We start from the raw sequence: 23,121 nt of genomic DNA on the forward strand, positions 1-23,121 counted from the left end.
TCAGGCTGCCGCTGCCACGCCTTCGACAATGAACAAACGACCTATGGAATTGGCCTGGCGAATTGCCTTGGCCTTGCCATATTCGACCGAGTCGTACCACAACTGTGCCTGGGCCAGCGACGGAAATTCGACGAGCACGGTACGCCAGCCTTCATTGTGCTGGTCATCCCCACCTTCTTTTTGCAAGCGTGTACCCCCGCGTACCAAAAACTGACCACCATACCGGTCTACACTGGCGGTAGACAGTACACGGTACTCGGCATAGGGTTCGGGCCTGGTCACCTGTATTTCGGCGACGACATATGCTTTACTCATACAATTCCTGACAAGAGTGGTTAAAAATTTATCAAAGCGCCTGGATACGGGCTTTGGCTGCAGCATATTCAGATTTCAGGCGCGCCACGACTTCTGCCACAGTCAGGACATCATTCATCAGGCCCACACCCTGGCCCGCCCCCCAGATATCACGCCAGGCCTTGGCCTTGCTGCCGCTACCGGAAGCGAAATTCATCTGGCTCTTGTCGGCCACTGGCAGATTATCCGGGTCCAGCCCAGCAGCAACGATGGATTTCTTGAGGTAATTGCCATGCACGCCGGTAAACAGATTGGTATAGACGATATCTGCCGCTGCCGAATCAAGGATGGCTTGACGATATGCTTCGTCCACATTCGATTCAAGCGTAGCCAGCCAGCGCGAGCCTATATAGGCAAAATCAGCTCCCATGGCCTGTGCCGCCAGTACCGCATCGCCCGTCGCGATGGAACCGGACAGGGCGATAGGGCCATCAAAGAATTGTCGCACTTCCCCCACCAGGGCAAACGGCGACAAACCACCAGCATGACCACCGGCACCGGCGGCCACCAGGATCAAGCCATCGACCCCGGCTTCCAGTGCTTTTTGCGCATGGCGTATCGAAATCACATCATGCAGGACAATGCCGCCATAGCTATGAATCGCATCCAACATGTCTGGCGGCGGCGCACGCAACGAAGAAATGATGATGGGAATCTGGTGTTTGACGCAGACTTCGACATCATGCGCCAGCCTGTCATTCGATTGATGGACGATCTGGTTGACAGCAATCGGGCCTATCAGCGCATCCGGGTGAGCTTCCTGGTGTGCGGCCAGGTCAGCCTGCAATTCAGTCAGCCACACATCCAGCATTTCTGCCGGCCTAGCGTTCAGGGCCGGGAAAGAACCGACAATCCCGGCCTTGCATTGCGCCGCCACCAGTTTGGGGCCGCTGGCAATGAACAGGGGTGAACCGATGACGGGCAAGGTCAGGTGTTGCAGCACTGCAGGTAGATGTGACGCTGAGCGTGGCATTGAATGTGATACAGGTGAGTCGAGAGCCATAGTCGGTATCCTCTAACGATGAGCATAGAATGCTTGATGGACATACATATCCAGTATGATTTTACCGTGCTAATAAAAATCCTGTGGAGACACCATGACTTATCAATGTTTTGACTTCAGTATCAGCAATAAAATCGCCCACCTGCGCCTGAACCGCCCAGCCACGCTGAACACCATGCAGCCGGTATTTTTTCGTGAACTGACAGAAATTTTGCAAAATCTGCAAAACCAGGCAAATGCCCGCGTGCTCATCATTTCTTCGACCGGCAAGCATTTTACGGCTGGCATGGCGCTGGATGTGTTCGCCGGTGGCGGCATCACACTGGATGATGCCAGCGCCGTTGGCCGTGCCAATATTGCCCTGGCGCTGACGGACATGCATCGCGCCTTCAACCTGATCGAATCCCTGCGCATGCCGGTGATTAGCGCCATCCACGGTGGCTGCATAGGCGGTGGTGTCGACATGATCTGTGCCAGCGACATACGGCTGGCCAGCAGCGATGCCTTCTTTTGCATACAGGAAATCAACATAGGCATGACCGCCGACCTCGGCACCCTGCAACGCCTGCCCAAGCTGATCCCCGAAGGCATAGTCCACGAAATGGCCTACACCGGCCGCCGTCTGCCCGCCCAACGCGCGCTGGCGGTTGGCCTGCTCAACGAGGTATTTGACAACCAGGAGAACATGCTCGAAGCCGCCATGCAAATGGCCACAGAAATCGCCGAAAAACCCCCAGTCGCCATCTGGGGCAGCAAACAAGCCATCCACTACGCCCGCGACCACAGCACCCACGACGCCCTGCAACAAATGGGCTGGCTACAATCCGGCATCTGGCAAAGCAGCAACCTGATGGAAGCGTTCATGGCGAAACAGCAGGGAAGACCGACGGAGTATGCAGATCTGGCACCGGTTAGTTCGTTTTCAGAGACTGCGTATCATTTGAAGTAAATGGCAGTTTCATCAAAATTGGCTCATCACCTATGTTGGGCTGATGAAGCGTAGCCAAGCGAGGCCCGGCCCAACCTACGCCTCGGAAGTAGGTGCGCCGCGGTCAAAAACATTGGTCAACCACGAAGTCAGCAATGTAAATTTAGGTCGTATTGACGTTGCTTTTGAAGTTGCGGTTGCTTTTGAAGTTGCGGTTGCAGTTGCTTTTGAATTTTGTAGTTCCCATGTGTCGACGCCGTTTGTGCACTACAGAAAATGGAAAAAGAAGGGCCGGTGTCTGAGCGAAGCGAGTTTCGGACCTTCCCATTTTTTGTAGTGCACAAACGGGAACCCCGCAGGGGCAAGACGCCTGGGTCGCCTTTTTTGCATACCTTTTTGGCGAAGCAAAAAGGTATGTAGCCGCCGGTCTACCACCGGCCTGCAATCGTCAATAACGACAGAAAGTCATCTCAAAGCACGGCCCATAAATATCACAAGGCGACAAAGTAATTACAGCAAAGCATTGAAACGAACGAACTAAAATCCGGTATGGACGCAAGTCAATCGCAGGCCTACGTTAATCGCAGGCACAGTGTTGGGCTGATGAAGCGTAGCCTAGCGAGGCCCGGCCCAACCTACACGCTGAGATGAGTAAATCACTTAACGATATACGACGGACGTCGCTGGAGCACCAGCCCGGTGGAATGACGTCAATAGTATTGTTCGTATGCCAAAGATTGCTTAACCTGGATAAGCCATACAGAAGAAATAGCATTACAGCCGCTTGCACAATACCCGATTTTCATGCGCTTCCCCCTCCATGAAAAAACTGGTACTGCCCCTATCCGCATACCCCAGCCTGGCATAAAACTGCAAGGCTCTGGTGTTATGTACCCATGGTGTCAGCCACAGCATATCGGCACCGGACTGGGCCGCGCTGGTTTCTGCCGCATGCAAAAGCTGGCTACCCAGGCCCATGCGGGTAAAGGGTTCTTGTACATACAATCTGTCGAGTTCGGCAGGATGCGTGGCGGTGACCAGCTCTTGCCTGGTTCCCAGCGTAATTTGAGAAAACCCCAATAAATTCCCTTCACATTCGGCGACATGAATGAACCTACCATCCCGGGTCAGCAAATCTGTAAAAGCGGATACGGAAAATGCATGCAGCACTTCTTTGGCGATGGCTGGCCGTATGCCGGTCGTCGCATAGGTATCAAGAAAAACCTGCATCGCCAGCACACTCAGACACAGTGCGTCATCGTGCGTGGCAGGACGTATCTGGATTGATGTATTCATGAATGAATTTTATTCAACAGTCTTGGTTACGGCTTCGATGTGATGGCCATCAGGGTCAATTAAAAATGCGGCGTAATAATGAACGCCGTAGAGTGCAGCACTACACTAGCGCGTACTAATCAGCATATCGTGTTCCAGGCGGGCAGCACCGGCGGTGACCAATTCATTTGCCATTTGCAGCATCAACGCGTCGGTTTCCAGGCCCAACAGTCTGGCAGAGGAACTGACCAGGCGTGTACTGCCCAATTGGGATAGGGTGGCACTCAGGCTAAGTCGCTGTGACTCCAGCAACAGAAAAGCCAGCAGGACCTTGGCTGCATTGCGGGCGTTGCGGCGGGGATCGGCGCTTAGGTAATCCAGCCGCGACTCTGCCCGTTCCAGTGCGGCAGCCACATTGCCGAAGGCAGGGCCATGGCCGGGAATGACGATACGCGGATTCAATTCACGTATGACTTGCAGTATGGCGGCCTGTTCGGCAAAACCTGATTCGCCCTCCAGTTCTGGAAAGATCACGCCGAAACCGTTTTCCCACAAGGCGTCCGCAGAAATCAGCAGGCCTTCTTGCGGACAATACAAGATCATGGAATGCGGATCATGCCCGGGTGCAGCCAGTACTTGCCAGTCCATGCCACCGAGTTGCAGGCTGTCGCCATGCTGTATGGCGGCATCAAAACCGAAACGCTCGCATTGCTGGCCGGTGGCGGCATAACTGAGGGCGGCTTCATCCCAGGCTGCTACTGCGGCTGTTTCGGCAACCGGTATCAGGGTATGGCAGCCATAGTGGCGCTGCAACAGGGCATTGCCGCCGCAATGGTCGGAATGCAAATGGGTATTCACCAGTAAATCCAGCTTGCGCTCGCCCAGGGCTTGCTGCACCAATGCCAGGGTCTGTGGCGCATGACTGAGGTAGCCACTGTCCACCAGAGCAGTTTGCTGTTCACCGATGAACAGGATGTTATTCGAAGATAACCAGCCGCGTTCAAAGACTTGCATACCGGCGGGCAGTTGGATCATGTTTTCTCCGTGATCTTGCGCTGCAGGCCATACGGCATCTTGCGTGCAGCCAGCAGGTCGGGCGAGTTAAAGAAGTCATCACCATTCAGGTAAGCCTGCAACATGTCGGTGCTGTCCAGTCCCCAGAAACAGCGGCCATCCACCACCGTCGTGGGTACCCCAAATACGCCGGCGGCAATGGCCTTTTCACCATTGAGCCTGAGCATCTGCTTGATTTCGGGTGTGTCCAGCATGGCTGGTGTCACCTGCAATTCCGCCAGCAGGGCTTGCCAGTGCCCAGTCTGGGTAGGCAGATGGCCATCTTGCCATACGAAACTGAACAGGCGACTTACCACAGCAGCGCTAGAACCCAGCACCAGGCACAGGCGCAATAAAGGCAAGGGATTGAATGGATGTTCGGGCAACATGCGCAGGCTGATGCCGTGCTTGCGGGCGAGCCAGACGCAATGTTCAAAAGTCCATTGTCGCTTGGGCGGAATTTCTGCCGGGCCTTTGTTGTCCCAGTGATTCAGCAGGCTGGCAAACAAGACCGGATGGTAGTGCAGGCTTTCTGTCATCTGCGCGCGCGCCAGCAGTTCATGCTGCAGGTAGGCGAAGGGAGAAATAAAATCAAAATACCAGTCCAGCTGTTTCATGATGTCTCCTCTGCCTGCCGGCCCGGCCCGGGATGCTGTAAGAACGTAAAGAGGTTCTAAGCGTTAGGGCAACATTCTTTGTTGTATCAAATCCCAGATTTCCAGTTTTTTATGGCTATCCGCCTTGCTCCAGCAAATGATTTCATCAATGCTGCGATAACAGCCACTACACAGGGCAGTTTTTTCATCCATGCGACAGATATTCACACAAGGTGAGGGCACGGTGCTACCAGGTGCCATGACAAACTGGGCCGGATCAAATTCATGCAAAATGTTCATGCGCGCAAGGCCACGTCAGCAACAGGTGCACCTGTCATGGTTTTCAATTGTTCCGGCGTAAGCCTGAACACTGCATGCGGATGACCGGCTGCCGCCCAGACATGGGCGTATTGCAGCAAATCCTGGTCAATCAGCATCACGGTTTTTTCCAGATGGCCGATAGGGCAAACACCACCTATGGCATAACCGATTTTTTCTTTGACAAAACGCGCATCAGCTTTACCCAGCGGCCCCACCAGGGCCGCGACCTTGGTTTCATCCACGCGATTGATGCCACTGGCGACGACCATGACGGCAGCATTATCCTGCAAGCGACGGAAGACTATGGATTTGGCAATCTCGGCGACTTCACAGCCCAGACCGGCGGCCGCTTCAGCCGAGGTCTTGCCGCTTGCCGGCAACATGACGATGGATTGATCATGCCCCAGGCTTTCCAGCAGACGGGCGACACGCAAGACGGTTTCAGGCAATTCAGAATGCTTGGACATGATGCAGCAAAAAAAAGCTAAAAACTGGTTATATCACAAGCCTTGAACCTGCGCTGTCAGACGTGAACTGAAACAGCAGGCAGGCAGGTCAGCCATACCATGCAGAAAGCAGGTCTACGTATTCTAGCGGCACGTCAAAATATTTCATGCCGGCGCGGTATTCGCTACCACTGAGTATGGAGTAGATACAGGTTGCCTTGCAGACCACCTGGGTGCGCTGGGACGCATCACGCAGGCTGGGGACTTCCATCATCATCTGGTAAGTTTGTTTTTCTTTCAACAGGGCACTGCACTGCATCTGTATGCCACTGATGGAAAAATTAACTATTTTGACCGGTACGATTTTACCGGGGATCACCTGGATAGCGCCGCGCCAGGTCACATTAGAGCGCGGATTGGTACGGGTTTCACTCATACAAACACGAAAAAGAAATGCAAAGACATGTAGTCCAAAAAAATTGATCTCAAGAAACATGCATTGTACCGACTTCTGCCAAGCTCTGCCGACTTGCAACAAGAGCATACAAAACTATTTGTCGTTCTTCAGCCAGTCTATGACGCCCTGCGCTGCCTGCTTGCCGCTGGCCATGCATGCCGTTAGCAAATAACCACCGGTTGGTGCTTCCCAATCCAGCATTTCTCCCGCAAAAAATAGACCCGGATATGCTTGCGCCATCAACCCGGCAGTCAGTCCTTCGAAACAAACCCCACCGGCACTGCTGATGGCTTCATCGATGGGGCGCACGGCCTTGAGGTGCAGCGGCAGGCATTTGATCCCCTGTGCCAGTAGCTGGGGCTGTGCAAAATCCGATTTTTGCAGGCATTCGTGCAAAAGGGCGGTTTTCAGTGCATCCAGCCTGAGCCTGGTTTTTAAATAACTGGATAAAGAACGTGAACCACGCGGGTGCTGCAATTCCGCCATGACTTTTTGCATGGGTGTATCCGGCAACAAATCAAGTTCCAGCACTGCCTGCCCGCTAACCTCTAACTGCTCGCGCAGGGCGGCAGACAGGGCATACACCAGGCTGCCTTCGATACCACCGGCAGTCATCACGAACTGGCCTTTGCGCATGGGCAGGTCACTGCCTTGCACCCTGGCAGCCACCGTTAGCAGTGGATGTCCGGCAAAGCGTTCTTGGAAAAAAGGCGTCCAACCGACGTCGAAACCGCAATTTGCCGGCAACAAATCAGCGACTGCGATACCACGCTGGCGCAAGGTATCGACCCAGCTGCCATCCGAGCCCAGGCGTGCCCAGCTGCCGCCACCCAGGGCCAGCACCAGGGCACGTGCTGACCGCAGGACTTCGCCTGTGGGCGTGGCAAATGCCAGTGTCTGCGCATCACGCCATCCCAGCCAGCGATGCCGCATGTGAAACCGCACGCCCTGCGTACGCAAGCGATGCAGCCAGGCGCGCAACAGGGGGGCGGCTTTCATGTCGACAGGGAAGACCCTGCCCGAACTACCTATATAAGTTTCTATACCCAGACCCGCAGCCCAACTACGTAAGGCCTGGGCATCAAACTGGCTGATCATGGGTGATAAAACAGCTGCTCGTTCACCATACCGTGTCATGAAAGAGACAGAATCTTCCGAATGGGTCAGGTTCATCCCCCCTTTGCCGGCCATCAAAAACTTGCGTCCTACCGAAGGCATGGCATCATACAGACTGACAGCCAGACCTTGGCTGGCCAGGGTTTCGGCAACCATCAGGCCGGCTGGCCCGCCACCGATGACGATCACTTCATCTGCGTTGTCATTTTGTGAATTATTTAAGTGCGTTTGCATAAGTTTGCGTCATAATAGGATGTAGTGTCATTTATACTAATTTTTATGCATGGTCGAATGACGTCAATGCGGAATTGTCGCATCTATCGTCTGAAGTGCCTGTCCGAAGTTCCGGTCTGATATGACTGTTGCTGTGTCACCCATACCACCCATACCTGTCTATGGTTAATCTGGATCGTACTACGCTTGATCTTGTCGTTGTCTGCATCAGTGTGATTTCCATGCTGGTCATGCTGGCTGTCTGGCGCATCAATCGCGGCATACCCGGCACGGGGGTCTGGGCAGCAGCCGCGTCGGTGATCGCACCCGCATTTCTGGTGACGCGTTTCATCGGCGTGATTGATGTTCCCAAAGCGCTGATCATTGCCATCAACAATTCCCTGACACTTACCACCATTCTGCTGATGCTGGAAGGCACCTTGCGCTTTCGCGGCTATCCGTCGCAAACGCGCTGGCGCGCCGGCCTGGTGCTGATTCCCCTATTCGTCCTGTTGGCATTCATCAACCGGGACGACATGATACGCCGTTACCTGTTCCATGACGCGATTGCTGCGGCCTTAATGCTGGCCACCGTCGTTATCCTGCTCAGAAAAACCCGTGATCTCGAATTGCTGGCCGCAGGCATAGGTGCCTTATCCCTGTCCGCCATGGCTGCGGCTTTCATGCTGCGCTGGTACCTGGCGTTCGGTGCTGACAGCAATGCGCAACTGGCCAGCCATCCCCTGCTGAATATGGTGTATCTGGTGGTCGTCTTGTGTCTGCTGGGCTGGACGTATGGTGTCAGCGTCTGCTGTAATTTGCGGGCGCAAAACAGCATACTGCAAATGGCCCGCGAAGATGTACTCACCAGCCTGCCCAACCGCAGGCACGTCGATGAAATACTTGAGCGTGCCATAGCCCTGAGCGCCCGCAACCAGCAAGGTTTTGGTTTTATCCTGATAGACCTGAACCATTTCAAGGCAGTCAATGACCGTCATGGGCACCAGGTCGGCGACCTGTTGCTGAAGGAAGTGGCAAAACGCCTCAAGAATTTTTGCCGGCATGCCGATTTTGTCGGCCGTATCGGTGGTGATGAATTTGTTGCCATCACTTTTGGTGTCAACCAGGAATCGCAACTCGACAGCACCTTGCTACGCTTGAAAAAAATGCTGGTTGGTCCCTGCGCCATACAAGGCCATATAGTGAATATTGAAGCAGCGCTGGGTTCTGCCATGTACCCGACGGATGGACGCACTGCCGACCGCCTGATGCAGGCGGCCGATCAACGCATGTACCTCGACAAGTCAGTCCCCGACAATATCCTGGCGGCAGTCACGCAAAGAACACGCATGTAGATTCCACTATAAAAAAACAGGCCGGAATATTTCCGGCCTGCGCTCCCAACATGTTCAAACAAATCTATTTTGACCAGTAACGCTGGTAGTGATTGCGGAAATCATTGCCCGGTTCAAAGGTATTTTTCTGTCCGCCGTCATAAGCAATATTCTGTGCGGTCACCAAATGGGCAGAAGAGCTGATAAATCCACTCGGTTCAGCGCCAGAGAAAGCGCGATTGAGTTCGTCCACCAGTTGCCATGCGTGCATGGACAGTGGCTCAGGAACGGTGGCGGTCTGCAAGCTGTTGGCGCGAATACGTTTGTAGGCGGTAGGTGAACCATCACCGGCAGCAACACCGACCAGTTTGTTGTTGGCGATCAGGGCGGCAGTGGCCGGTACTTCCATCAGGTCAAAGTAGAAATCAATGACACCGATTGCATGTGTCCACTTGCTGCCATGGCGTTTGACCAGATTTTCAACCACGCCTTTCATTTTGATATGCGCATCGATCAGCGGTACATCTTCCACGCTCAATAATTTGCAGCCTTCACATTGCTTGATGGTTTCAATAATGGCGGCGGACTTGGCCTGCAGATAGGGATTAGTGGAATCGGTAAACACCACGATGCCTGCCTTGTTGTTGGAATCCACCACGGTATACAGTGCAGCAACCTGTGCTACTTCTTTTGGGTTGGTGGCAATATTCGTGAACAGACCATCCGTCGGGCCACTTTTGGTGGAAGCATGCCAGCCCACCACCGGCACCTTGGCCTTGGCTGCTGCTGCCATGCCCTTGGTCTGGGTGCCGACATCCACACCGGCCATGATGATGCCGTCGGCCTTCATGTCCAGCGCCTGGGCGACGATGGCAGAACCCTGGTTGCAACGACCACGGCAATCGATAGGCAGGGTTTCCCAGCCACCGCTGGCACTGGCTTCACGCACCTGGGCAAAGACGCCAGCCGTACCCGGATCACTGAGATCGGCAGCGACGAAAATAATCTTCTTTTTCTTTTGTAGTCGGGGTCCGTCAGCCGGACCTTCCCAATGGTTCTTCAAGGATGCCGCTCGTGCTACTCTGGCATTCGCCTTGCTAAGAAATTGCATGGGATTATCCTGGGCAAAAGCGCCAGAAATAAAGCTGAACATAACAAACAACGCGGTCAGGCACTTACTTTGAGTAGCAGTCATGATTCTCGGCTGGTCAGGTTGACAATGGGCCTGTATTGACAAATACAGAACTTATTCTTGGTATTGAAACAAATACTTACATATCTGCGATGATTATTGCAGAAAAATGCACCAAGTAAATAGAGTTTTGGTAACAACCAGCCAGCGTCGAATCTTTGCTGCATTAATCACATTTTTTCGGAATATAATTCGTTAATTAAAATATTCCTCTAAAGAAAATATCATTCCTTAAAGCAAGGACATTTGCCCTACGCCAATAAACAACACTGATATCCGGCTTTTTCAGTCCCAACGCACCTCACCAGAGCCCGCACGCTCAACATTGCGCTTGCCAGGATTACCAAAAACGTGCACGTCACCACTGCCCGTCAACTTCAGTCTGGCTTCCTGACTGGCAAATACTCTGGCACTGGACGACCCGACAGAGTTGATGAAGACCTGGGCGCTTTTCAATGAGACAGCGTTCAAGTCGCCCGAGCCATTCAGCCTGGCATTCAATACCTTGGATTGCCCCTTGATGACGCTATCACCAGAACCATTGACGTTGAGTTCAACCGTGTCGCTATTACCCAGGTTCAGGTTCAGGTTGCCACTGCCATGCAGGCCGGCATTGACTTGCTGGAAGTCGCCATCAAAGTTGACATCTCCTGAACCATTGACGGAAATATCCATTTTATTGCCGCGAAAGCCTTTGATGCTGGCATCACCGCTACCTGAGAGTTGCAGTTTTTCCAGATTCGGCAAGCTCAGTTCCACCTTGGTCTGCTCAGTCTTGCCGATGGAAATATAAATGCCGCGGGTACCGATGTGCAGGGTATTGCCTTCGATGGTCGTGGTGATGCGGGATACCAGTTTGGCGTCACCCCTGATCAGCATTTCTGGTGTGTTGGCCTGTTTCAGTATCAGGTCAACCGGGCCATGCATGACGACATTCACCACGGTGGCATTCACGGGCCGCACTTCACTGGCCGCTGATCCGCCGCTGGCCGTAGCAACATTGGCGGCATGGGCTTTGATAAAAACGACCGATGCGCCAGTCAATATGACAGACAGAGCCAACATGCCTGCGCCGGTACGAATAATGTTTTTCATCTTGTTCTCCTGATGTTGAAGCGATGCTTCTAAAACGATACCTCTGAAACGATGCCTTTGAAACGATACTTAATGACAGACTTTCAAGCCGGACGGACCAGATGCAATTGCAACAGGTTCCAGCGCAAGTAATGTCTGAAACCGATGAAGGTATATTTGGTCATGAACATGCTCAGCATCAGTAACAGCACCGAGGCGATGATCATGCCGATTCCCAGCAAGGCCTTGCTGCCATAAAAATGATTGCCGACTTCAACATGCAATTCCTGTTTGCCTGGTTCCGCAGTAGCGGCGGGCGCACTGCCAGCGACACTGCTGGTACTGTCGATCGTGATAACACCAGCGTCTTGTGCAACTTTGCTGTCATTGCTGGCCTTTTCGCCATCGATAAAAATGCCTGATTCGGTAATCTCCACCCGCATGTTCTCATGTTGCAGAGTACTCGTGACTTTGTGATGACCGTGCCTGACAGCATGATAGTTTTGGTAAGGCACATCCATACTGAAGTGATCAACACCTGACAGGCTGGCGGCGGTCACGCCTATGCCTGCCACATACAGGCTCAGGGCAAGCACATAGCTGGAACACAAGAGGCTGAAATACACGACTGCCGGGATGAACATGAAAAGATTGAAGACCATCAGGCCGATCAGGGCCACCAGCCAGCTGGCGATATTGCCAACGGTGAAATGATGTTTCAATACCTGATAGCGGTTATTGGCTTTTTTGCGGGCAGCAACCAACTCCGGTTTGGGCAGGCCGGCCGCAGCTTCTTCTTCCGATTTGCCGGATGCCATGGCATCGGCAAAGCTGGCTTCATATTCCCAGACGGTTTCTTGTATTACTGTTGCCGGCAAACCATCGAGTGCCTGGCGCAGGGCCTGCAGGTATTCAGTCTTGTTCATGGATTTCTCCCTGTTTTTTGATTGCGTATTTTGAGAATAAACAATCCCAGGGGGCAAAACCATCGGTATGCGACAGTGCGCATATTCGGAAGGATGAAATGCAAAAGTCAGGGACAGGCAGCAGCGGCTAGCGAGTCTTTTATGCAGGATGCGGGAATGAAACATCCTGTGCGTGAAGTGTGGTTTATATTTTGAACAAGACTAACTTAAATGTTTGGCAAGATGATGGCTCAGCCATCTTGTCAGTCTTTCGGTATTTTCACCCAGCATATGCAAGCCCAGGCGGCTGCGACGCCATAAGATATCTTCGGTGGTGCGCGCCCATTCATGACGGATCAGATATTCCACCTCAGCAACATACAGGCCAGGAAGCAGCATATCCCCCATGTCTGACAAGGATTGCCGGTTCTTGAGCAAGACATGGATGCGGGTGCCATAGGCATGCGCAAACCTTTCTGTCAGATGGGGCGGCAGCCACGCATATTGCTGCTGGCAATGCTGGATGAAGAGGGGAAATTCAAGTACCGCCTGATTTTGTGGTAGCTCACCCAGGATATCGCCGCCCGGCAAGCAGGCATGTTCCGTCCAGTCTGAATTGGCATTGTTCAGCAGAGGCGCCAGTAACTCCAGCGCTTCTTCTGCCAGCTTGCGGTAAGTGGTGATTTTGCCACCGTAGACATTCAACAGGGGCGGGCCATCGGCGTCCAGTTCCAGCCGGTAATCGCGGGTCAGTGCCGCGGCTTTTTCCTTGCCGCCTATGTGCGGCTCTTCCACCAGTGGCCGCACACCGGAATACGACCAGACCACGTCGGCAGGCGTGATCAACTGGGTAAAATACTGCCCGGCCAGCTCGCACAGATACAGGATTTCCTGTTCGGTAATGGCAACCTGATCAAGCGAGCCGGTGTAATCCAGATCGGTCGTCCCTATCAGGGTAAAGTTTTGTTCATAAGGAATGGCAAACACGATGCGGCCATCCGGATGCTGGAAAATATACGCATAGGGATGATGGAACAGGCGTCGTACCACGATGTGACTACCCTTGATCAGCCTCAGGGTTTTTGCTGCGCCCTGATGCAGTATTTGATGCAGTACATTCACCGCCCACGGTCCGCTGGCATTCACAAGACTGCGGCTTTTCACCGTGATCTGGCTGCCATCGGCTTGCTGCAATTGCACCAGCCAATGCTGGTCTTCTCTTGTTGCAGACAGGCAGGTGGTGCGGGTCAGTATGCGGGCACCTTTTTCTGCCGCATCCATGGCATTCAACACCACCAGGCGGGCGTCATTCACCCAGGCATCAGAATAGGCAAAACCGCGCCTGAAGTCTGCATGCAGCGGCTTGCCGGTAATATGCGTGCGCAAATCCAGACTTTCGGCTCCTGGCAATAATTCACGCCTGGCCAGGTGATCATATAAAAACAAGCCGGCCCGTATCATCCAGGCCGGCCTTTGGCCATGCGCATGCGGCATGACAAAACGCAGGGGGCTGATGATATGCGGTGCAGACCGCATCAGGACTTCGCGTTCCAGCAGGGCCTTGCGTACCAGGCCAAATTCATAATATTCCAGATAGCGCAGGCCACCGTGTATCAGCTTGGTAGATGCCGATGAAGTATGCGCGGCCAGGTCGTCTTTTTCACACAACAGCACACTCAGGCGACGGCCAGCCGCATCGCGGGCGATGCCGGTGCCATTGATACCGCCACCTATCACCAGCACATCCACTTCCAGCATCGGTTCTGTCATCTGCGCTGTCATCTACGGTATGCCATTCATTGCTTGACCAGGTGATTTGGCAACCAGCCTATGCCATGTGCATGCAGGCTTTGTATGTAGAGGCGGTCAGCGGTTTCGGTAACACCTGTGGTTTCCGGATACTGGCCAGATGGGTCTTGCAAATCCGCCAATATCTTTCCTCCTTCATTGAAAGCCAGCACGTGGCCATAGGCTGGCGGTACCGGCCACAAAGCGCGCGGCAAGCGCAGGGTAAGGCTGCGCAGCCAGGGCTTTTCAGCCATGCTGTCTATCGCCGCACCACGCGGCTTGACCAGCCCCAGCCAGATACGGCCATCACGTCCGCGCATCAGATTATCGGGATAACCGGGCAAATCACGCAACAGTATGCTGGCCAGCTTTTTATCGGGTTTGTGTTTCAGGTTCAACTGGCTGGCATGGATGGAGATTTTCCAGATACGGTATTCACCGGTTTCGGCAACGATGAGTTGCTGTTCGTCTTCGCTCAGCGCCAGGCCATTGGCAAAGCACATCCCTTCTGCCACTACGCGTGTCTGTTTGCTGGCGGGATCATATTCCAGCACCCGCCCGGTGGATGAATGTTCAAGGATGTCGAGCACGCTGGCATGAAAGGTACCGCCAGATTCGCGTGCGCCAAACCGTTGCGAGGCATCGGTAAAATACATCTTGCCGGACTTGGCGACCACCACAGCATCCGCATATAAAATCGGGCTATCGCCTACCTTGTCGGTCAGCACCACTATTTGCCGGTCCGGCGCAATCGACAACAGGCCACGGAAGGCATCTGCGGCAATCATATTGCCCGCCGCATCAAACATGAACCCCAGAACCCGGCCATCGGTATTCACCCAGACTTCGCGCTGGCTACCATCTGGCAACATGCGTAAAATGGCGCCGGAAGTGACAGCGGCATACAGACGCCCATCCGGCCCCATGGCAATATGTTCTGGCCCGGTTTCATTGCCGATAGCGATGGTCTTCAGCGCGGCCAGTTTTTCATTGCGCGCATGCGGTGGCGAATAACCGGTAAATGGCGTGGCCTGCCAGGCAACCGGGTTGATGGGGACCGGGGCCAGCAGCAAATACGCCACTACCGCTGCCAGCAAGGCCAACAGGATCAGGATGATACGGATTATCCATTTCTTCAACTTCGTCTCCTCATAGATGCAGGACCGCCTTTGCTCAGGTAAGAACCTGTGTACGATCTTACTGCGCGCGCGCAATCGGAGTCCACGCGGGGCTCATGCGCTGCTCAAAATGCTCATGTACTTAGAGTACATTCCGCTTTCTGCGCGGCTCTTCACCCCGCTGACGCTCGCTCGCTACAGATCGTAAACAGGTTCTAAGGACAGGGTCAGGGCAACATGAACACAACACGTATTTTGCACTGTCTGGATAATCATCTAACATTTATTTTTTGCAAATGCCAACGCGCTGCGTGAGAAAAGCAGGAAATACTGAAGTAAAACAAAGCGCTATCGACCAGCGCGTGTTTCAGTTCAGGCAGCGTGTGGCGTCGTAAGTACGCAACCAGGTCATTTGCAAAACGCGGGCATCATTGCTGGCGCGATGGCGGGAAATATCCAATTCTTCCTGCACCTGATTTTTGGTGGCATGCCACAGGCCTTCCTGCTCAGGCGAGATGATTTCACGCAAATCCGCCAGACGAAAACTCGGTACCCGGTCAGCAGCGTCATACAGGCGCGCCATCCAAATATAATCATGGGTCCAGCCATCGGTATACACAGTTTGTCCAGCCAGTTGCAGATTCAATTGTTCTGTCACCAGACTGGGCGACCTGCCTCTTGCGAGGAGCATTTCGCGCGAGATGCGGTGTACGACTGCGGCATGCACGTCCCAATGCTGCCAGTCCGATTCTGGACGTATCAGGCTGCACCAGCCTTCGCCTTGACGGCGCGAAAAGCCGACTTCAATAGGGTAGCTGCCTTTACCGAAGCCGGATGCTTCAAAATCAATCACGATAGGCACGCTTATCATTGCGGGTGCTCCACAGTCTGGGAAAGTTGATGCAGGTTCGATACTTGCAAAACAGGACACACGCAATATCCGGGGGCGTTGGACAACCGTCTGAACACACTGGAACCAGCCAGCTTTTGTAGGTTTTGCAGCTTTTTCAGTTTTTGCATCACCCTCATTTCATTTTTCTACGAATCAATTCAGGGTGCAAGGCTTTGCTGAGAAATCCGGGGATTTTTAAAGATGTTTGACGAATCAGCGGCAAATTGAGGACAGTCAGGCTGCCCTCGCTGCCTTATTTGCAAGGCACATGCCAAATCATGCAAATACTGGTAAGCTCAAGGGCTCGTTTCGCTTCATGTTAAAGGAAATCCATGCGACTCTTACGCATTTTGCTTATTACTCTCGGTTTCATCGCCTGCACGGCCCAGGCCACGCCTGTCGCGCCCAAGAATGGCGCAGAATTCATTACCCTGTCGGCCCCCCAGCCGGTGCTGTCCAGCGGGAAGAAAATCGAAGTCATCGAATTTTTCATGTATCACTGCCCGGCCTGTAATGCACTGGAACCCAGCCTGAATGAATGGGTCAAGAAACAGGGCGACAATATCCTGTTCCGCCGCATGCATTTGCCGCTGACCGGTGAAAAAGATCCTGAAGCGCATCTGTTTTTGACGCTGGAAGCGATGAATCTGGAAACTGCCATGCATGCCAAAGTACTGATTGCCTGGCATGTCGATCGCAGTCGCCTGACCAATGACGCAGAAAATATTGACTGGGCCGTCAAGAATGGCATCGACAAAGCCAAGTTCCTGAGTTTCTATAACTCCTTCGCTGTCGTCACCAAATTGAGCAACCTGTCGAAGCTGGTCGCCACGTATAAAGTGGACAGTACACCGACCTTTGTCGTGGATGGCCGTTACCTGACCAACCCGTCCATGATAGCCGGGGCTAACAGCAATCTGCCGCGTGAGCAGTTGTATCCGGCCACCATGCAGGTGCTTGAGGCCTTGATAGCAAAATCAAAGAAGTAGATCACTGAAGCAGCGGGTCGCCATCAAGATGGTGACCACCCTGTCTTCCGCCAACGAGTCAGCAGCGATCAACGATGCAGCCTGGCCGCTTGTTCCTTGTCAATCACGGTTTTACCTATCGGCGCCAGTGCAATCGCAGCCAGTTTCAAATGCTGGATGCCGAATGGAATACCGATAATGGTCACAAAACAGAATAAAGCCGAAAACAGGTGTGCTATCGCCAGCCAGACACCGGCGAAAATGAACCAGATGATATTGCCGATAGTCCCCAGCACACCGGTGCCTACATCTTGCTGGCCCGTGACAGCTTGACGATCGACCACTTCCTTACCAAACGGCATAAAAGTCAGTTGCCCGATGACGAAGCAGGCCCGGCCCCAGGGTATGCCTATGATGCTGATAAAGGCGACGATGCCCACCAGCCACCAGGCAAGTCCGGTGATGAAGCCGCCAAATACCAACCAAAGAATATTTCCAATCAGACTCATCACTTGCCCTTCGGTTTATTCATACCGCAAACAATCCACCGGCAATAAACGCGAGGCGCGGCGGGCCGGATAAAAGCCAAAGAAGATACCCACAAAGCTGGCGAAGCCGCAGGCCACCACCATGGCTTGCAGGCCAACGATGACTTCCAGTTTGCCGGTAGAAGTAATCGCCGCCGCTCCCGCCATGGCCAGCATGATGCCTATGATACCGCCGACCAGGCAGATCACCACGGCTTCGGTCAGAAACTGCAACAACACGTCGCGTGGCTTGGCCCCGATCGCCATGCGTATGCCTATCTCGCGGGTGCGCTCAGTCACCGATACCAGCATGATATTCATGATGCCTATGCCACCCACAATGAGTGAGATAGCACCGATGGCACCCAGCATGGCAGCCAGGCCGGCACTGATCTTGGCCCCGGTCTCTGCGATGGAGGCCAGGTTATCGATACGAAAATCATCTTCCTGGCCGGCCTTGATATGGTGGCGGTCGCGCAGCATGTCCTTGATATCGTCCTCGGCATCCTTCAACTGTTTTTCAGTCTTGCCCTGCACCACCACGTAATGTACGTTACGCGGGAAAGGGCTGCGCATAAGCGTGGCCCGGGCCGAGGTAATCGGGATCAGCACCATCTCACCCAGGTCCCCGCCATCAAACATACGACCTTCGCCCTGCAACACGCCAACCACCTGGAAGGGTACATTGTCTATACGCACAAACTGGCCGATGGGATTGTCTTTGTAAAAAAACTGGTCCGCCAGTTTCTTGCCTATGATGACCATGCGCGCTGCACCACGGATGTCGGAATCACTGAACTCATTGCCCTGATCCACTTTCCAGTTGCGCACCTTGAACATTTCTGGCGTCACACCAAGCACGGCATTATTCGAATTGTCATTCCCCACGGTCAGTTGGAAAAAACCCTGCAAGGCAGGTGCAGCGCCATTCAAGCTGCTCAATTCATTCAGCGCCAGCGCATCTTCTACTGACAAGGAAGGTGCTGTACCAGTCCGCGCCCGCACCCCCTGGGTACGGTTGGCACCGGGCGAGATGATCATCAAATTACTGCCCAGCACTTCCAGTTCCTTGGCGATGAATTTCTTGGCGCTTTCACCGACGGCCAGCATCATCACTACCGAAGTAATGCCGATGATAATGCCCAGCATGGTCAGCGCCGTGCGCAGCCTGTTGGCATTCATGGAACGGAATGCTTCTATAAAAACCTGAAGGAAGTTCATTTTGCCTCCCCCTGTGCTTCTGAATATTCCGCATGTGAAGCAGCCAGCTGGCGCAAGCCTTCTGCCGCCGGACCATCATACAAAACATGGCCATCCTTGAGCCTTACCAGGCGCTTGCTGTAGGCAGCAATATCCGGTTCATGCGTGACAAGCAGGATGGTGATGCCGCGTTCGGCATTCAATTGTTGCAACGAGCGCATGATGTCTTCACTGGTCTGGGTATCCAGGTTACCGGTGGGTTCATCTGCCAGTATCAGTGGTGGATCAGCCACCAGGGCGCGGGCAATCGCCACACGCTGTTGCTGCCCGCCGGACAATTGATTCGGCAAGCGTTTGGCATAGTCCTTCAGGCCCACTCTTTCCAGTTCAACCAGTGCCTTCTTGTGTGCCTTGTCGCGTCCGACACCGGCATAAATCAAAGGCAGGGCGACATTTTCGGCCACGCTCATGCGCTTGATCAGGTTAAAGCTCTGGAACACAAAACCGATAGTGCGATTGCGTATGGTGGCAAGTTCAGAACGCGAGAGACTCAGGGTGTTGACACCATTCAGCAGATAAGAGCCGCTGGTGGCCTGGTCCAGGCAACCGAGAATATTCATCAGCGTCGATTTGCCGGAACCGGACTGCCCCATGACAGCCAGAAAATCGCCACGCGGTACCTGTACGTCAATACCATGCAAGACCTTGGTCTCTACCCCACCAGAGAAATAACTCTTGCTGACCTGGCGTATGGCTATCAGGGTATCGCTCATCAGCGTGCTCCGGCCTTGTCCAGTGCACGGGTAATGACTTTATCACCGGGTTTCAAATCGCCGGAAATGACTTCGGTATACTTGAAGTTGGATAAACCGATTTTGACATCAACCGTCCTGGCCTGGTTTTTATCATCCAGTTTATACAACTTGAAAGTGCGGGTCAGGTCTTTCCTGGTACGGAAAGCCACGTCATCGTCGACATCAGGTGCAGGCAGATTGCTACCGGCAGATGCCGAGGCGGTGGCTGCAGCACTGCCATTCTTTTCTTTATCCTTGAGCGCCTTGGCTTCCTTCGCCTGCTCTTCCTCGGATGGTTTATAACGCAGGGCGGCGGTCGGAATGCGTATGACATTTTCGCGGCTGCCGACGACCAGGCGCACTTGCGCGGTCATGCCAGGTTTCAGCAATTCATTCTTGTTGTCGACATCCAGCACGACGTTATATGTCACCACGTTTTGTTGCACATTCGCCGCCAGGCGAAATTGGCGCAGCTTGGCTTCAAATTCGCGATCGGGATACGCATCGACCACAAACCGCGCTGGCAAGCCATCTTTCAGTGAGCCGACATCCGCTTCCGACACGCTGGTATCAATCTGCATCTTGGTCAGGTCACGCGCAATCTGGAACAGGTTCGGCGTCTGGAACGAGGCCGCCACGGTTTGCCCCATGTCGATAGTGCGCTTGATGATAACGCCATCGATGGGTGAGCGAATGACGCTGTTGTTCAGGTCAGCCTTGACCCTGTCGAGTTGCGCCCTGGCCAGTTTGATATTGGCATCCGCCACTTCGACTTCGCGCCTGGCCTGGTCCATGGCGGTGCCCGAGATATAGTTTTGCGTGACCAGCTTCTGGTTGCGTTCCAGCGTGGCCTGGGCCAGGCGTTTTGATGCTTCGGCAGATGCCAGGCTGGCTTCACTCTGCTTGATCTGGGCATTGAAAATAGTGGGGTCAAGTTTCAACAGTATTTGGCCCTGCTTCACTCTGTCATTAAAATCTGCCTTCAATTCCACCACCGTACCCGATACCTGGGAACCGACACTGATCAGCGCCACCGGATTGAGCGTGCCGCTGGCGGTCACAGTCTGGCTGATATTGCCTTTATCGACGACGGCAGTCTTGTATTTGGGTTCTTCTTCCTTGGGATTGCCTTTTTCCTTTTGGTAATACATGGCGACAGCACCACCTACGACCAACAAAGCAATAGCCACAAAAACGCGTTTTTTTGTGAAGACAGGCATAGTAAAATCAATCCCAGGTTATCAGGTAAGCAATAGACCAGCTATCAAAGATTTCGTTCAATTCGGAAAAACCAGGCCAGCAGTGGTGCCAGCAACACGGCACAAAGCGGCACCCACAACCTGTAGGAGAATTGCATGCCGACATACACGCAACCGGCCCAGCCGAAAGAACTCAGGGCTTCCAGCAAGGCAGCTATCCACTGTGCGTGGCCACGCCGGTTAAACTGGGCCCGTGGCGCAGGTTTGGATTGCCACAGATTGATCAGGACAGAACTGAGCATGGCCAGCACCACACACAGCGTCACCCCCAGCCCCAGCAACAGCTGTTGCGCGCTGAGCCAGACCAGGGCAGGTGACATCAAGAGCATGACCGGCAACAGTGCCGCAATCAACTTGCTGCTGACAATAGTCAGTGGTTTGACCGGCGCTGCGCGCAGCAGGTCTGGCGCATCTTCTGCCGAAACGATCACCCAGATCAATGAACCGGCCAGCGAAGCCGCCAGGAAAACCATGCCGGCCGCCGCGCCTGGCAAAATCGACTTACCCTGGAAAATAACTAAAAACAGCGGTGTGATATACAACAATTGCAGCAATACCTGGGAAATCAGTTGCGGATCACGAGCGATCAGACGCCATTCTTTCTGGATGATGGTCATGCGCAGGCTGCGTCCAAAACCGGCCTGCCCTGCCTTGCTGCCAGCCCCGGCGCGCAGCAACTTGCGCTGGTTACCCACCGATTGCTGCACGCCGCGCACAAAGAATTGATGAGTAAACCGGGCAGTCAGCCAAAAACTGACCAGACCGATCAGGCTGAATACCAGGATAGCGGGTAGCGAACCCAGCATGGCACGCGCCGGTGTCCATAACGGGCTTTGCGCATCCAGCAGGCCACCGGGCTGAAACAGAGGGGTCAGGTAAGCCTCTACATCCTGACGTACTTCTTTACGCACATGGCCCAATAGTTGCGACAAAATGAAGATGGAAGCACCTGTGAGCGCACCCAATATTTGCCCGACGGTACGGGTATGGCGCACGCCTATGGTTTTCACCAGTCCCAGGGTCAGCAACATCGACAGCGAAGCGGTAATCATGGCCATGCCCAGTATGCTCGGGTAAATCCCCAGCCAGGCCCACTGACCGAGCACCGCGCCCATGTTGGCCACCGGTGCCAGCAATACCAGAAACCAGACCACCACCCCAAAAGTCACACCTGCCAGCCTGACGCCGAAGATGGTCCGCGACGATAAGGGTGACGACAGCAATAAATCCAGGTCACCGCGTTCAAACAGGGCCCTGACACTGCGCGTCAAGCCCAGTGACAGCATCATGCTGAAGATCACTATCATCAATAAACCGGCAGCGATCAGGATCTGCGGCGGTATGTCCTGGCCCAGCGGCGGCATTTTGCGCAGCAGAAACCAGGCCCCGACATGTGCCAGCACGGCCACAAAGGCGATCAGGCATATACCAAACACGGACATGCCTCTGGCGGCGGCGCGACCGGGGCGGCTTTCGCCCATGTCATAAAACGCCAGACGGATTTCATGCCATAACAGCCAGGCAACAGTGCCTGGCTGGAAATTCAAGCCGCGCGCCATTATGCCGGCTCCGTCAATTGCAGGAAGACTTCTTCTAGGGTACCGGCACTCTGGCTGGTCTGGGTGCGCAATTCGTCCAGCGTGCCTTCGGCGATCAGTTTGCCATTCTGGATGATGCCTATGCGTTCGGCCAGCCGCTCAGCCACATCCAGGATATGCGTGGTCAATATCACGGTGCCACCCTGTTTCACGTGCGCCAGCAAGACATCCTTGACCTGGCGCGCCGCTGCCGCATCCAGTCCGGTCAGTGGTTCGTCCAGTATGATCAGTTCCGGTTGATGAATCAGGGCACCTGCCAGTGCCAGTTTTTGCTTCATACCGCGCGAAAAACCTTCGGTCAGCTCGTCGGTATGCTGCAACAGATCCAGCCATTCCAGCAATTCACGCGCCCGGGTTTCTGCGACGTCGGCCGACACGCCCCACAGGCCAGCCACAAACGCCAGGTATTCAAAGGGCTTGAGCTTGTTGTACAACATGGGATCATCTGGCAGATAGGCCAGCTTGCTCTTGGCCAGTGCCGCATTGCTTGCCAGATCATTGCCAAGGATATGAATACTGCCACTGTCGGGCAATATCAGGCCAGCCACCATGCGCAGGGTCGTGGTCTTGCCGGCACCATTCGGGCCTAGCAAGGCATACAGTTCACCGCGACGTACCTGCAGGTTCAGATTTTCTACGGCGGGACGACCGAAGCTCTTGCTCAGGTCGCGCAACTCCAGGGCTATGTCTGTCATTTTGGGAAATGTTGT

25 protein-coding genes are annotated in these 23,121 nt (G+C 54.0%); 4 read left to right on the forward strand and 21 right to left on the reverse strand.

The window, feature by feature from the left end:
• Complete coding sequence (locus ACO0LM_RS14630; protein WP_423038013.1) at window positions 1–315, reverse strand: DUF1330 domain-containing protein; 315 nt, start codon at window positions 313–315, stop codon at window positions 1–3.
• 31 nt (window positions 316–346) lie between these two features.
• Window positions 347–1,327 carry an NAD(P)H-dependent flavin oxidoreductase gene (locus tag ACO0LM_RS14635; protein ID WP_423038014.1) on the reverse strand — a complete coding sequence of 327 codons (981 nt, stop codon included), beginning with the start codon at window positions 1,325–1,327 and terminating at the stop codon, window positions 347–349.
• 124 nt (window positions 1,328–1,451) lie between these two features.
• Here ACO0LM_RS14635 and ACO0LM_RS14640 point away from each other — a divergent pair, with 124 nt between their 5' ends.
• Window positions 1,452–2,306: an enoyl-CoA hydratase-related protein gene (locus ACO0LM_RS14640; protein ID WP_423038015.1), complete on the forward strand. Its 855-nt coding sequence runs from the start codon at window positions 1,452–1,454 to the stop codon at window positions 2,304–2,306.
• A gap of 43 nt (window positions 2,307–2,349) precedes the next feature.
• Window positions 2,350–2,622: a hypothetical protein gene (locus ACO0LM_RS14645; RefSeq protein WP_423038016.1), complete on the forward strand. Its 273-nt coding sequence runs from the start codon at window positions 2,350–2,352 to the stop codon at window positions 2,620–2,622.
• Window positions 2,623–3,059: 437 nt separating this feature from the next.
• On the opposite strand, the gene ACO0LM_RS14650 is transcribed toward ACO0LM_RS14645, so the two are convergent.
• The 7 genes from ACO0LM_RS14650 to ACO0LM_RS14680 all read right to left on the reverse strand — a co-directional run bounded on the left by ACO0LM_RS14650 (window position 3,060) and on the right by ACO0LM_RS14680 (window position 7,783).
• Window positions 3,060–3,581, reverse strand: coding sequence for a GNAT family N-acetyltransferase (locus tag ACO0LM_RS14650; RefSeq protein ID WP_423038017.1), 522 nt, complete (start codon window positions 3,579–3,581; stop codon window positions 3,060–3,062).
• A gap of 105 nt (window positions 3,582–3,686) precedes the next feature.
• On the reverse strand, window positions 3,687–4,595 hold the full coding sequence (locus tag ACO0LM_RS14655; protein ID WP_423038018.1) for an MBL fold metallo-hydrolase: 909 nt from the start codon (window positions 4,593–4,595) through the stop codon (window positions 3,687–3,689).
• Window positions 4,592–5,230 (reverse strand): 2-hydroxychromene-2-carboxylate isomerase, encoded by a 639-nt coding sequence (locus tag ACO0LM_RS14660; RefSeq protein ID WP_423038019.1) that lies wholly within the window; start codon window positions 5,228–5,230, stop codon window positions 4,592–4,594. The genes ACO0LM_RS14655 and ACO0LM_RS14660 overlap by 4 nt, the downstream gene beginning before the upstream one ends.
• 63 nt (window positions 5,231–5,293) lie before the next feature.
• The gene (locus tag ACO0LM_RS14665) at window positions 5,294–5,509 is read right to left on the reverse strand and encodes a DUF1289 domain-containing protein (RefSeq protein WP_423038020.1); all 216 of its coding nucleotides are present in this window, start codon (window positions 5,507–5,509) and stop codon (window positions 5,294–5,296) included.
• A complete protein-coding gene (locus ACO0LM_RS14670; RefSeq protein WP_423038021.1) occupies window positions 5,506–5,997 on the reverse strand; it encodes a YbaK/EbsC family protein in 492 nt (163 codons plus the stop codon). The genes ACO0LM_RS14665 and ACO0LM_RS14670 overlap by 4 nt, the downstream gene beginning before the upstream one ends.
• Before the next feature lie 88 nt (window positions 5,998–6,085).
• On the reverse strand, window positions 6,086–6,412 hold the full coding sequence (locus ACO0LM_RS14675) for a hypothetical protein (protein WP_423038022.1): 327 nt from the start codon (window positions 6,410–6,412) through the stop codon (window positions 6,086–6,088).
• 114 nt (window positions 6,413–6,526) lie between these two features.
• On the reverse strand, window positions 6,527–7,783 hold the full coding sequence (locus tag ACO0LM_RS14680) for a TIGR03862 family flavoprotein (protein WP_423038023.1): 1,257 nt from the start codon (window positions 7,781–7,783) through the stop codon (window positions 6,527–6,529).
• A 161-nt stretch (window positions 7,784–7,944) separates the two neighbouring features.
• Between ACO0LM_RS14680 and ACO0LM_RS14685 the strand changes: the two genes are divergently transcribed.
• Window positions 7,945–9,117: a GGDEF domain-containing protein gene (locus ACO0LM_RS14685; protein ID WP_423038024.1), complete on the forward strand. Its 1,173-nt coding sequence runs from the start codon at window positions 7,945–7,947 to the stop codon at window positions 9,115–9,117.
• Between the two features lie 64 nt (window positions 9,118–9,181).
• On the opposite strand, the gene ACO0LM_RS14690 is transcribed toward ACO0LM_RS14685, so the two are convergent.
• The 6 genes from ACO0LM_RS14690 to ACO0LM_RS14715 all read right to left on the reverse strand — a co-directional run bounded on the left by ACO0LM_RS14690 (window position 9,182) and on the right by ACO0LM_RS14715 (window position 16,044).
• Window positions 9,182–10,291, reverse strand: a complete 1,110-nt coding sequence (locus ACO0LM_RS14690; protein WP_423038025.1) for a substrate-binding domain-containing protein — start codon at window positions 10,289–10,291, stop codon at window positions 9,182–9,184.
• 282 nt (window positions 10,292–10,573) lie between these two features.
• Window positions 10,574–11,383 carry a head GIN domain-containing protein gene (locus ACO0LM_RS14695; RefSeq protein WP_423038026.1) on the reverse strand — a complete coding sequence of 270 codons (810 nt, stop codon included), beginning with the start codon at window positions 11,381–11,383 and terminating at the stop codon, window positions 10,574–10,576.
• An 83-nt stretch (window positions 11,384–11,466) separates the two neighbouring features.
• The gene (locus tag ACO0LM_RS14700) at window positions 11,467–12,288 is read right to left on the reverse strand and encodes a DUF1700 domain-containing protein (protein ID WP_423038027.1); all 822 of its coding nucleotides are present in this window, start codon (window positions 12,286–12,288) and stop codon (window positions 11,467–11,469) included.
• Window positions 12,289–12,489: 201 nt separating this feature from the next.
• Window positions 12,490–14,037, reverse strand: coding sequence for a glycerol-3-phosphate dehydrogenase (glpD, locus tag ACO0LM_RS14705; RefSeq protein ID WP_423038028.1), 1,548 nt, complete (start codon window positions 14,035–14,037; stop codon window positions 12,490–12,492).
• Between the two features lie 26 nt (window positions 14,038–14,063).
• A complete protein-coding gene (locus tag ACO0LM_RS14710) occupies window positions 14,064–15,194 on the reverse strand; it encodes an SMP-30/gluconolactonase/LRE family protein (protein ID WP_423038029.1) in 1,131 nt (376 codons plus the stop codon).
• A gap of 346 nt (window positions 15,195–15,540) precedes the next feature.
• The gene (locus ACO0LM_RS14715) at window positions 15,541–16,044 is read right to left on the reverse strand and encodes a hypothetical protein (RefSeq protein ID WP_423038030.1); all 504 of its coding nucleotides are present in this window, start codon (window positions 16,042–16,044) and stop codon (window positions 15,541–15,543) included.
• Window positions 16,045–16,397: 353 nt separating this feature from the next.
• Here ACO0LM_RS14715 and ACO0LM_RS14720 point away from each other — a divergent pair, with 353 nt between their 5' ends.
• A complete protein-coding gene (locus ACO0LM_RS14720; RefSeq protein WP_423038031.1) occupies window positions 16,398–17,054 on the forward strand; it encodes a thiol:disulfide interchange protein DsbA/DsbL in 657 nt (218 codons plus the stop codon).
• Window positions 17,055–17,122: 68 nt separating this feature from the next.
• On the opposite strand, the gene ACO0LM_RS14725 is transcribed toward ACO0LM_RS14720, so the two are convergent.
• The 6 genes from ACO0LM_RS14725 to ACO0LM_RS14750 are packed head-to-tail and all read right to left on the reverse strand — an operon-like array spanning window position 17,123 to window position 23,106.
• Window positions 17,123–17,542 (reverse strand): YccF domain-containing protein, encoded by a 420-nt coding sequence (locus ACO0LM_RS14725; protein ID WP_423038032.1) that lies wholly within the window; start codon window positions 17,540–17,542, stop codon window positions 17,123–17,125.
• Between the two features lie 15 nt (window positions 17,543–17,557).
• A complete protein-coding gene (locus tag ACO0LM_RS14730; protein WP_423038033.1) occupies window positions 17,558–18,781 on the reverse strand; it encodes an ABC transporter permease in 1,224 nt (407 codons plus the stop codon).
• Window positions 18,778–19,533 carry an ABC transporter ATP-binding protein gene (locus ACO0LM_RS14735; protein WP_423038034.1) on the reverse strand — a complete coding sequence of 252 codons (756 nt, stop codon included), beginning with the start codon at window positions 19,531–19,533 and terminating at the stop codon, window positions 18,778–18,780. The genes ACO0LM_RS14730 and ACO0LM_RS14735 overlap by 4 nt, the downstream gene beginning before the upstream one ends.
• Window positions 19,533–20,774: an efflux RND transporter periplasmic adaptor subunit gene (locus ACO0LM_RS14740; protein WP_423038035.1), complete on the reverse strand. Its 1,242-nt coding sequence runs from the start codon at window positions 20,772–20,774 to the stop codon at window positions 19,533–19,535. The genes ACO0LM_RS14735 and ACO0LM_RS14740 overlap by 1 nt, the downstream gene beginning before the upstream one ends.
• A 44-nt stretch (window positions 20,775–20,818) precedes the next feature.
• Window positions 20,819–22,372, reverse strand: coding sequence for a putative ABC transporter permease subunit (locus ACO0LM_RS14745; protein ID WP_423038036.1), 1,554 nt, complete (start codon window positions 22,370–22,372; stop codon window positions 20,819–20,821).
• Window positions 22,372–23,106: an ABC transporter ATP-binding protein gene (locus ACO0LM_RS14750; RefSeq protein ID WP_423038037.1), complete on the reverse strand. Its 735-nt coding sequence runs from the start codon at window positions 23,104–23,106 to the stop codon at window positions 22,372–22,374. Before ACO0LM_RS14750 ends, ACO0LM_RS14745 begins: the two co-directional genes overlap by 1 nt.
• Window positions 23,107–23,121 lie beyond the last annotated feature (15 nt).

This window comes from Undibacterium sp. Di26W (genome assembly GCF_049340265.1).
Classification (GTDB): domain Bacteria; phylum Pseudomonadota; class Gammaproteobacteria; order Burkholderiales; family Burkholderiaceae_D; genus Undibacterium.

Coding starts and splice junctions, on each gene's coding strand:
- ACO0LM_RS14735 (WP_423038034.1), bottom strand. CDS start 19,533: ATGAGCGATACCCTGATAGCCATACGCCAGGTCAGCAAGAGTTATTTC.
- ACO0LM_RS14670 (WP_423038021.1), bottom strand. CDS start 5,997: ATGTCCAAGCATTCTGAATTGCCTGAAACCGTCTTGCGTGTCGCCCGT.
- ACO0LM_RS14640 (WP_423038015.1), top strand. CDS start 1,452: ATGACTTATCAATGTTTTGACTTCAGTATCAGCAATAAAATCGCCCAC.
- ACO0LM_RS14685 (WP_423038024.1), top strand. CDS start 7,945: ATGGTTAATCTGGATCGTACTACGCTTGATCTTGTCGTTGTCTGCATC.
- ACO0LM_RS14740 (WP_423038035.1), bottom strand. CDS start 20,774: ATGCCTGTCTTCACAAAAAAACGCGTTTTTGTGGCTATTGCTTTGTTG.
- ACO0LM_RS14690 (WP_423038025.1), bottom strand. CDS start 10,291: ATGACTGCTACTCAAAGTAAGTGCCTGACCGCGTTGTTTGTTATGTTC.
- ACO0LM_RS14655 (WP_423038018.1), bottom strand. CDS start 4,595: ATGATCCAACTGCCCGCCGGTATGCAAGTCTTTGAACGCGGCTGGTTA.
- ACO0LM_RS14730 (WP_423038033.1), bottom strand. CDS start 18,781: ATGAACTTCCTTCAGGTTTTTATAGAAGCATTCCGTTCCATGAATGCC.
- ACO0LM_RS14680 (WP_423038023.1), bottom strand. CDS start 7,783: ATGCAAACGCACTTAAATAATTCACAAAATGACAACGCAGATGAAGTG.
- glpD (WP_423038028.1), bottom strand. CDS start 14,037: ATGACAGAACCGATGCTGGAAGTGGATGTGCTGGTGATAGGTGGCGGT.
- ACO0LM_RS14725 (WP_423038032.1), bottom strand. CDS start 17,542: ATGAGTCTGATTGGAAATATTCTTTGGTTGGTATTTGGCGGCTTCATC.
- ACO0LM_RS14665 (WP_423038020.1), bottom strand. CDS start 5,509: ATGAACATTTTGCATGAATTTGATCCGGCCCAGTTTGTCATGGCACCT.
- ACO0LM_RS14695 (WP_423038026.1), bottom strand. CDS start 11,383: ATGAAAAACATTATTCGTACCGGCGCAGGCATGTTGGCTCTGTCTGTC.
- ACO0LM_RS14715 (WP_423038030.1), bottom strand. CDS start 16,044: ATGATAAGCGTGCCTATCGTGATTGATTTTGAAGCATCCGGCTTCGGT.
- ACO0LM_RS14720 (WP_423038031.1), top strand. CDS start 16,398: ATGCGACTCTTACGCATTTTGCTTATTACTCTCGGTTTCATCGCCTGC.
- ACO0LM_RS14675 (WP_423038022.1), bottom strand. CDS start 6,412: ATGAGTGAAACCCGTACCAATCCGCGCTCTAATGTGACCTGGCGCGGC.
- ACO0LM_RS14750 (WP_423038037.1), bottom strand. CDS start 23,106: ATGACAGACATAGCCCTGGAGTTGCGCGACCTGAGCAAGAGCTTCGGT.
- ACO0LM_RS14635 (WP_423038014.1), bottom strand. CDS start 1,327: ATGCCACGCTCAGCGTCACATCTACCTGCAGTGCTGCAACACCTGACC.
- ACO0LM_RS14660 (WP_423038019.1), bottom strand. CDS start 5,230: ATGAAACAGCTGGACTGGTATTTTGATTTTATTTCTCCCTTCGCCTAC.
- ACO0LM_RS14630 (WP_423038013.1), bottom strand. CDS start 315: ATGAGTAAAGCATATGTCGTCGCCGAAATACAGGTGACCAGGCCCGAA.
- ACO0LM_RS14645 (WP_423038016.1), top strand. CDS start 2,350: ATGAAGCGTAGCCAAGCGAGGCCCGGCCCAACCTACGCCTCGGAAGTA.
- ACO0LM_RS14650 (WP_423038017.1), bottom strand. CDS start 3,581: ATGAATACATCAATCCAGATACGTCCTGCCACGCACGATGACGCACTG.
- ACO0LM_RS14700 (WP_423038027.1), bottom strand. CDS start 12,288: ATGAACAAGACTGAATACCTGCAGGCCCTGCGCCAGGCACTCGATGGT.
- ACO0LM_RS14745 (WP_423038036.1), bottom strand. CDS start 22,372: ATGGCGCGCGGCTTGAATTTCCAGCCAGGCACTGTTGCCTGGCTGTTA.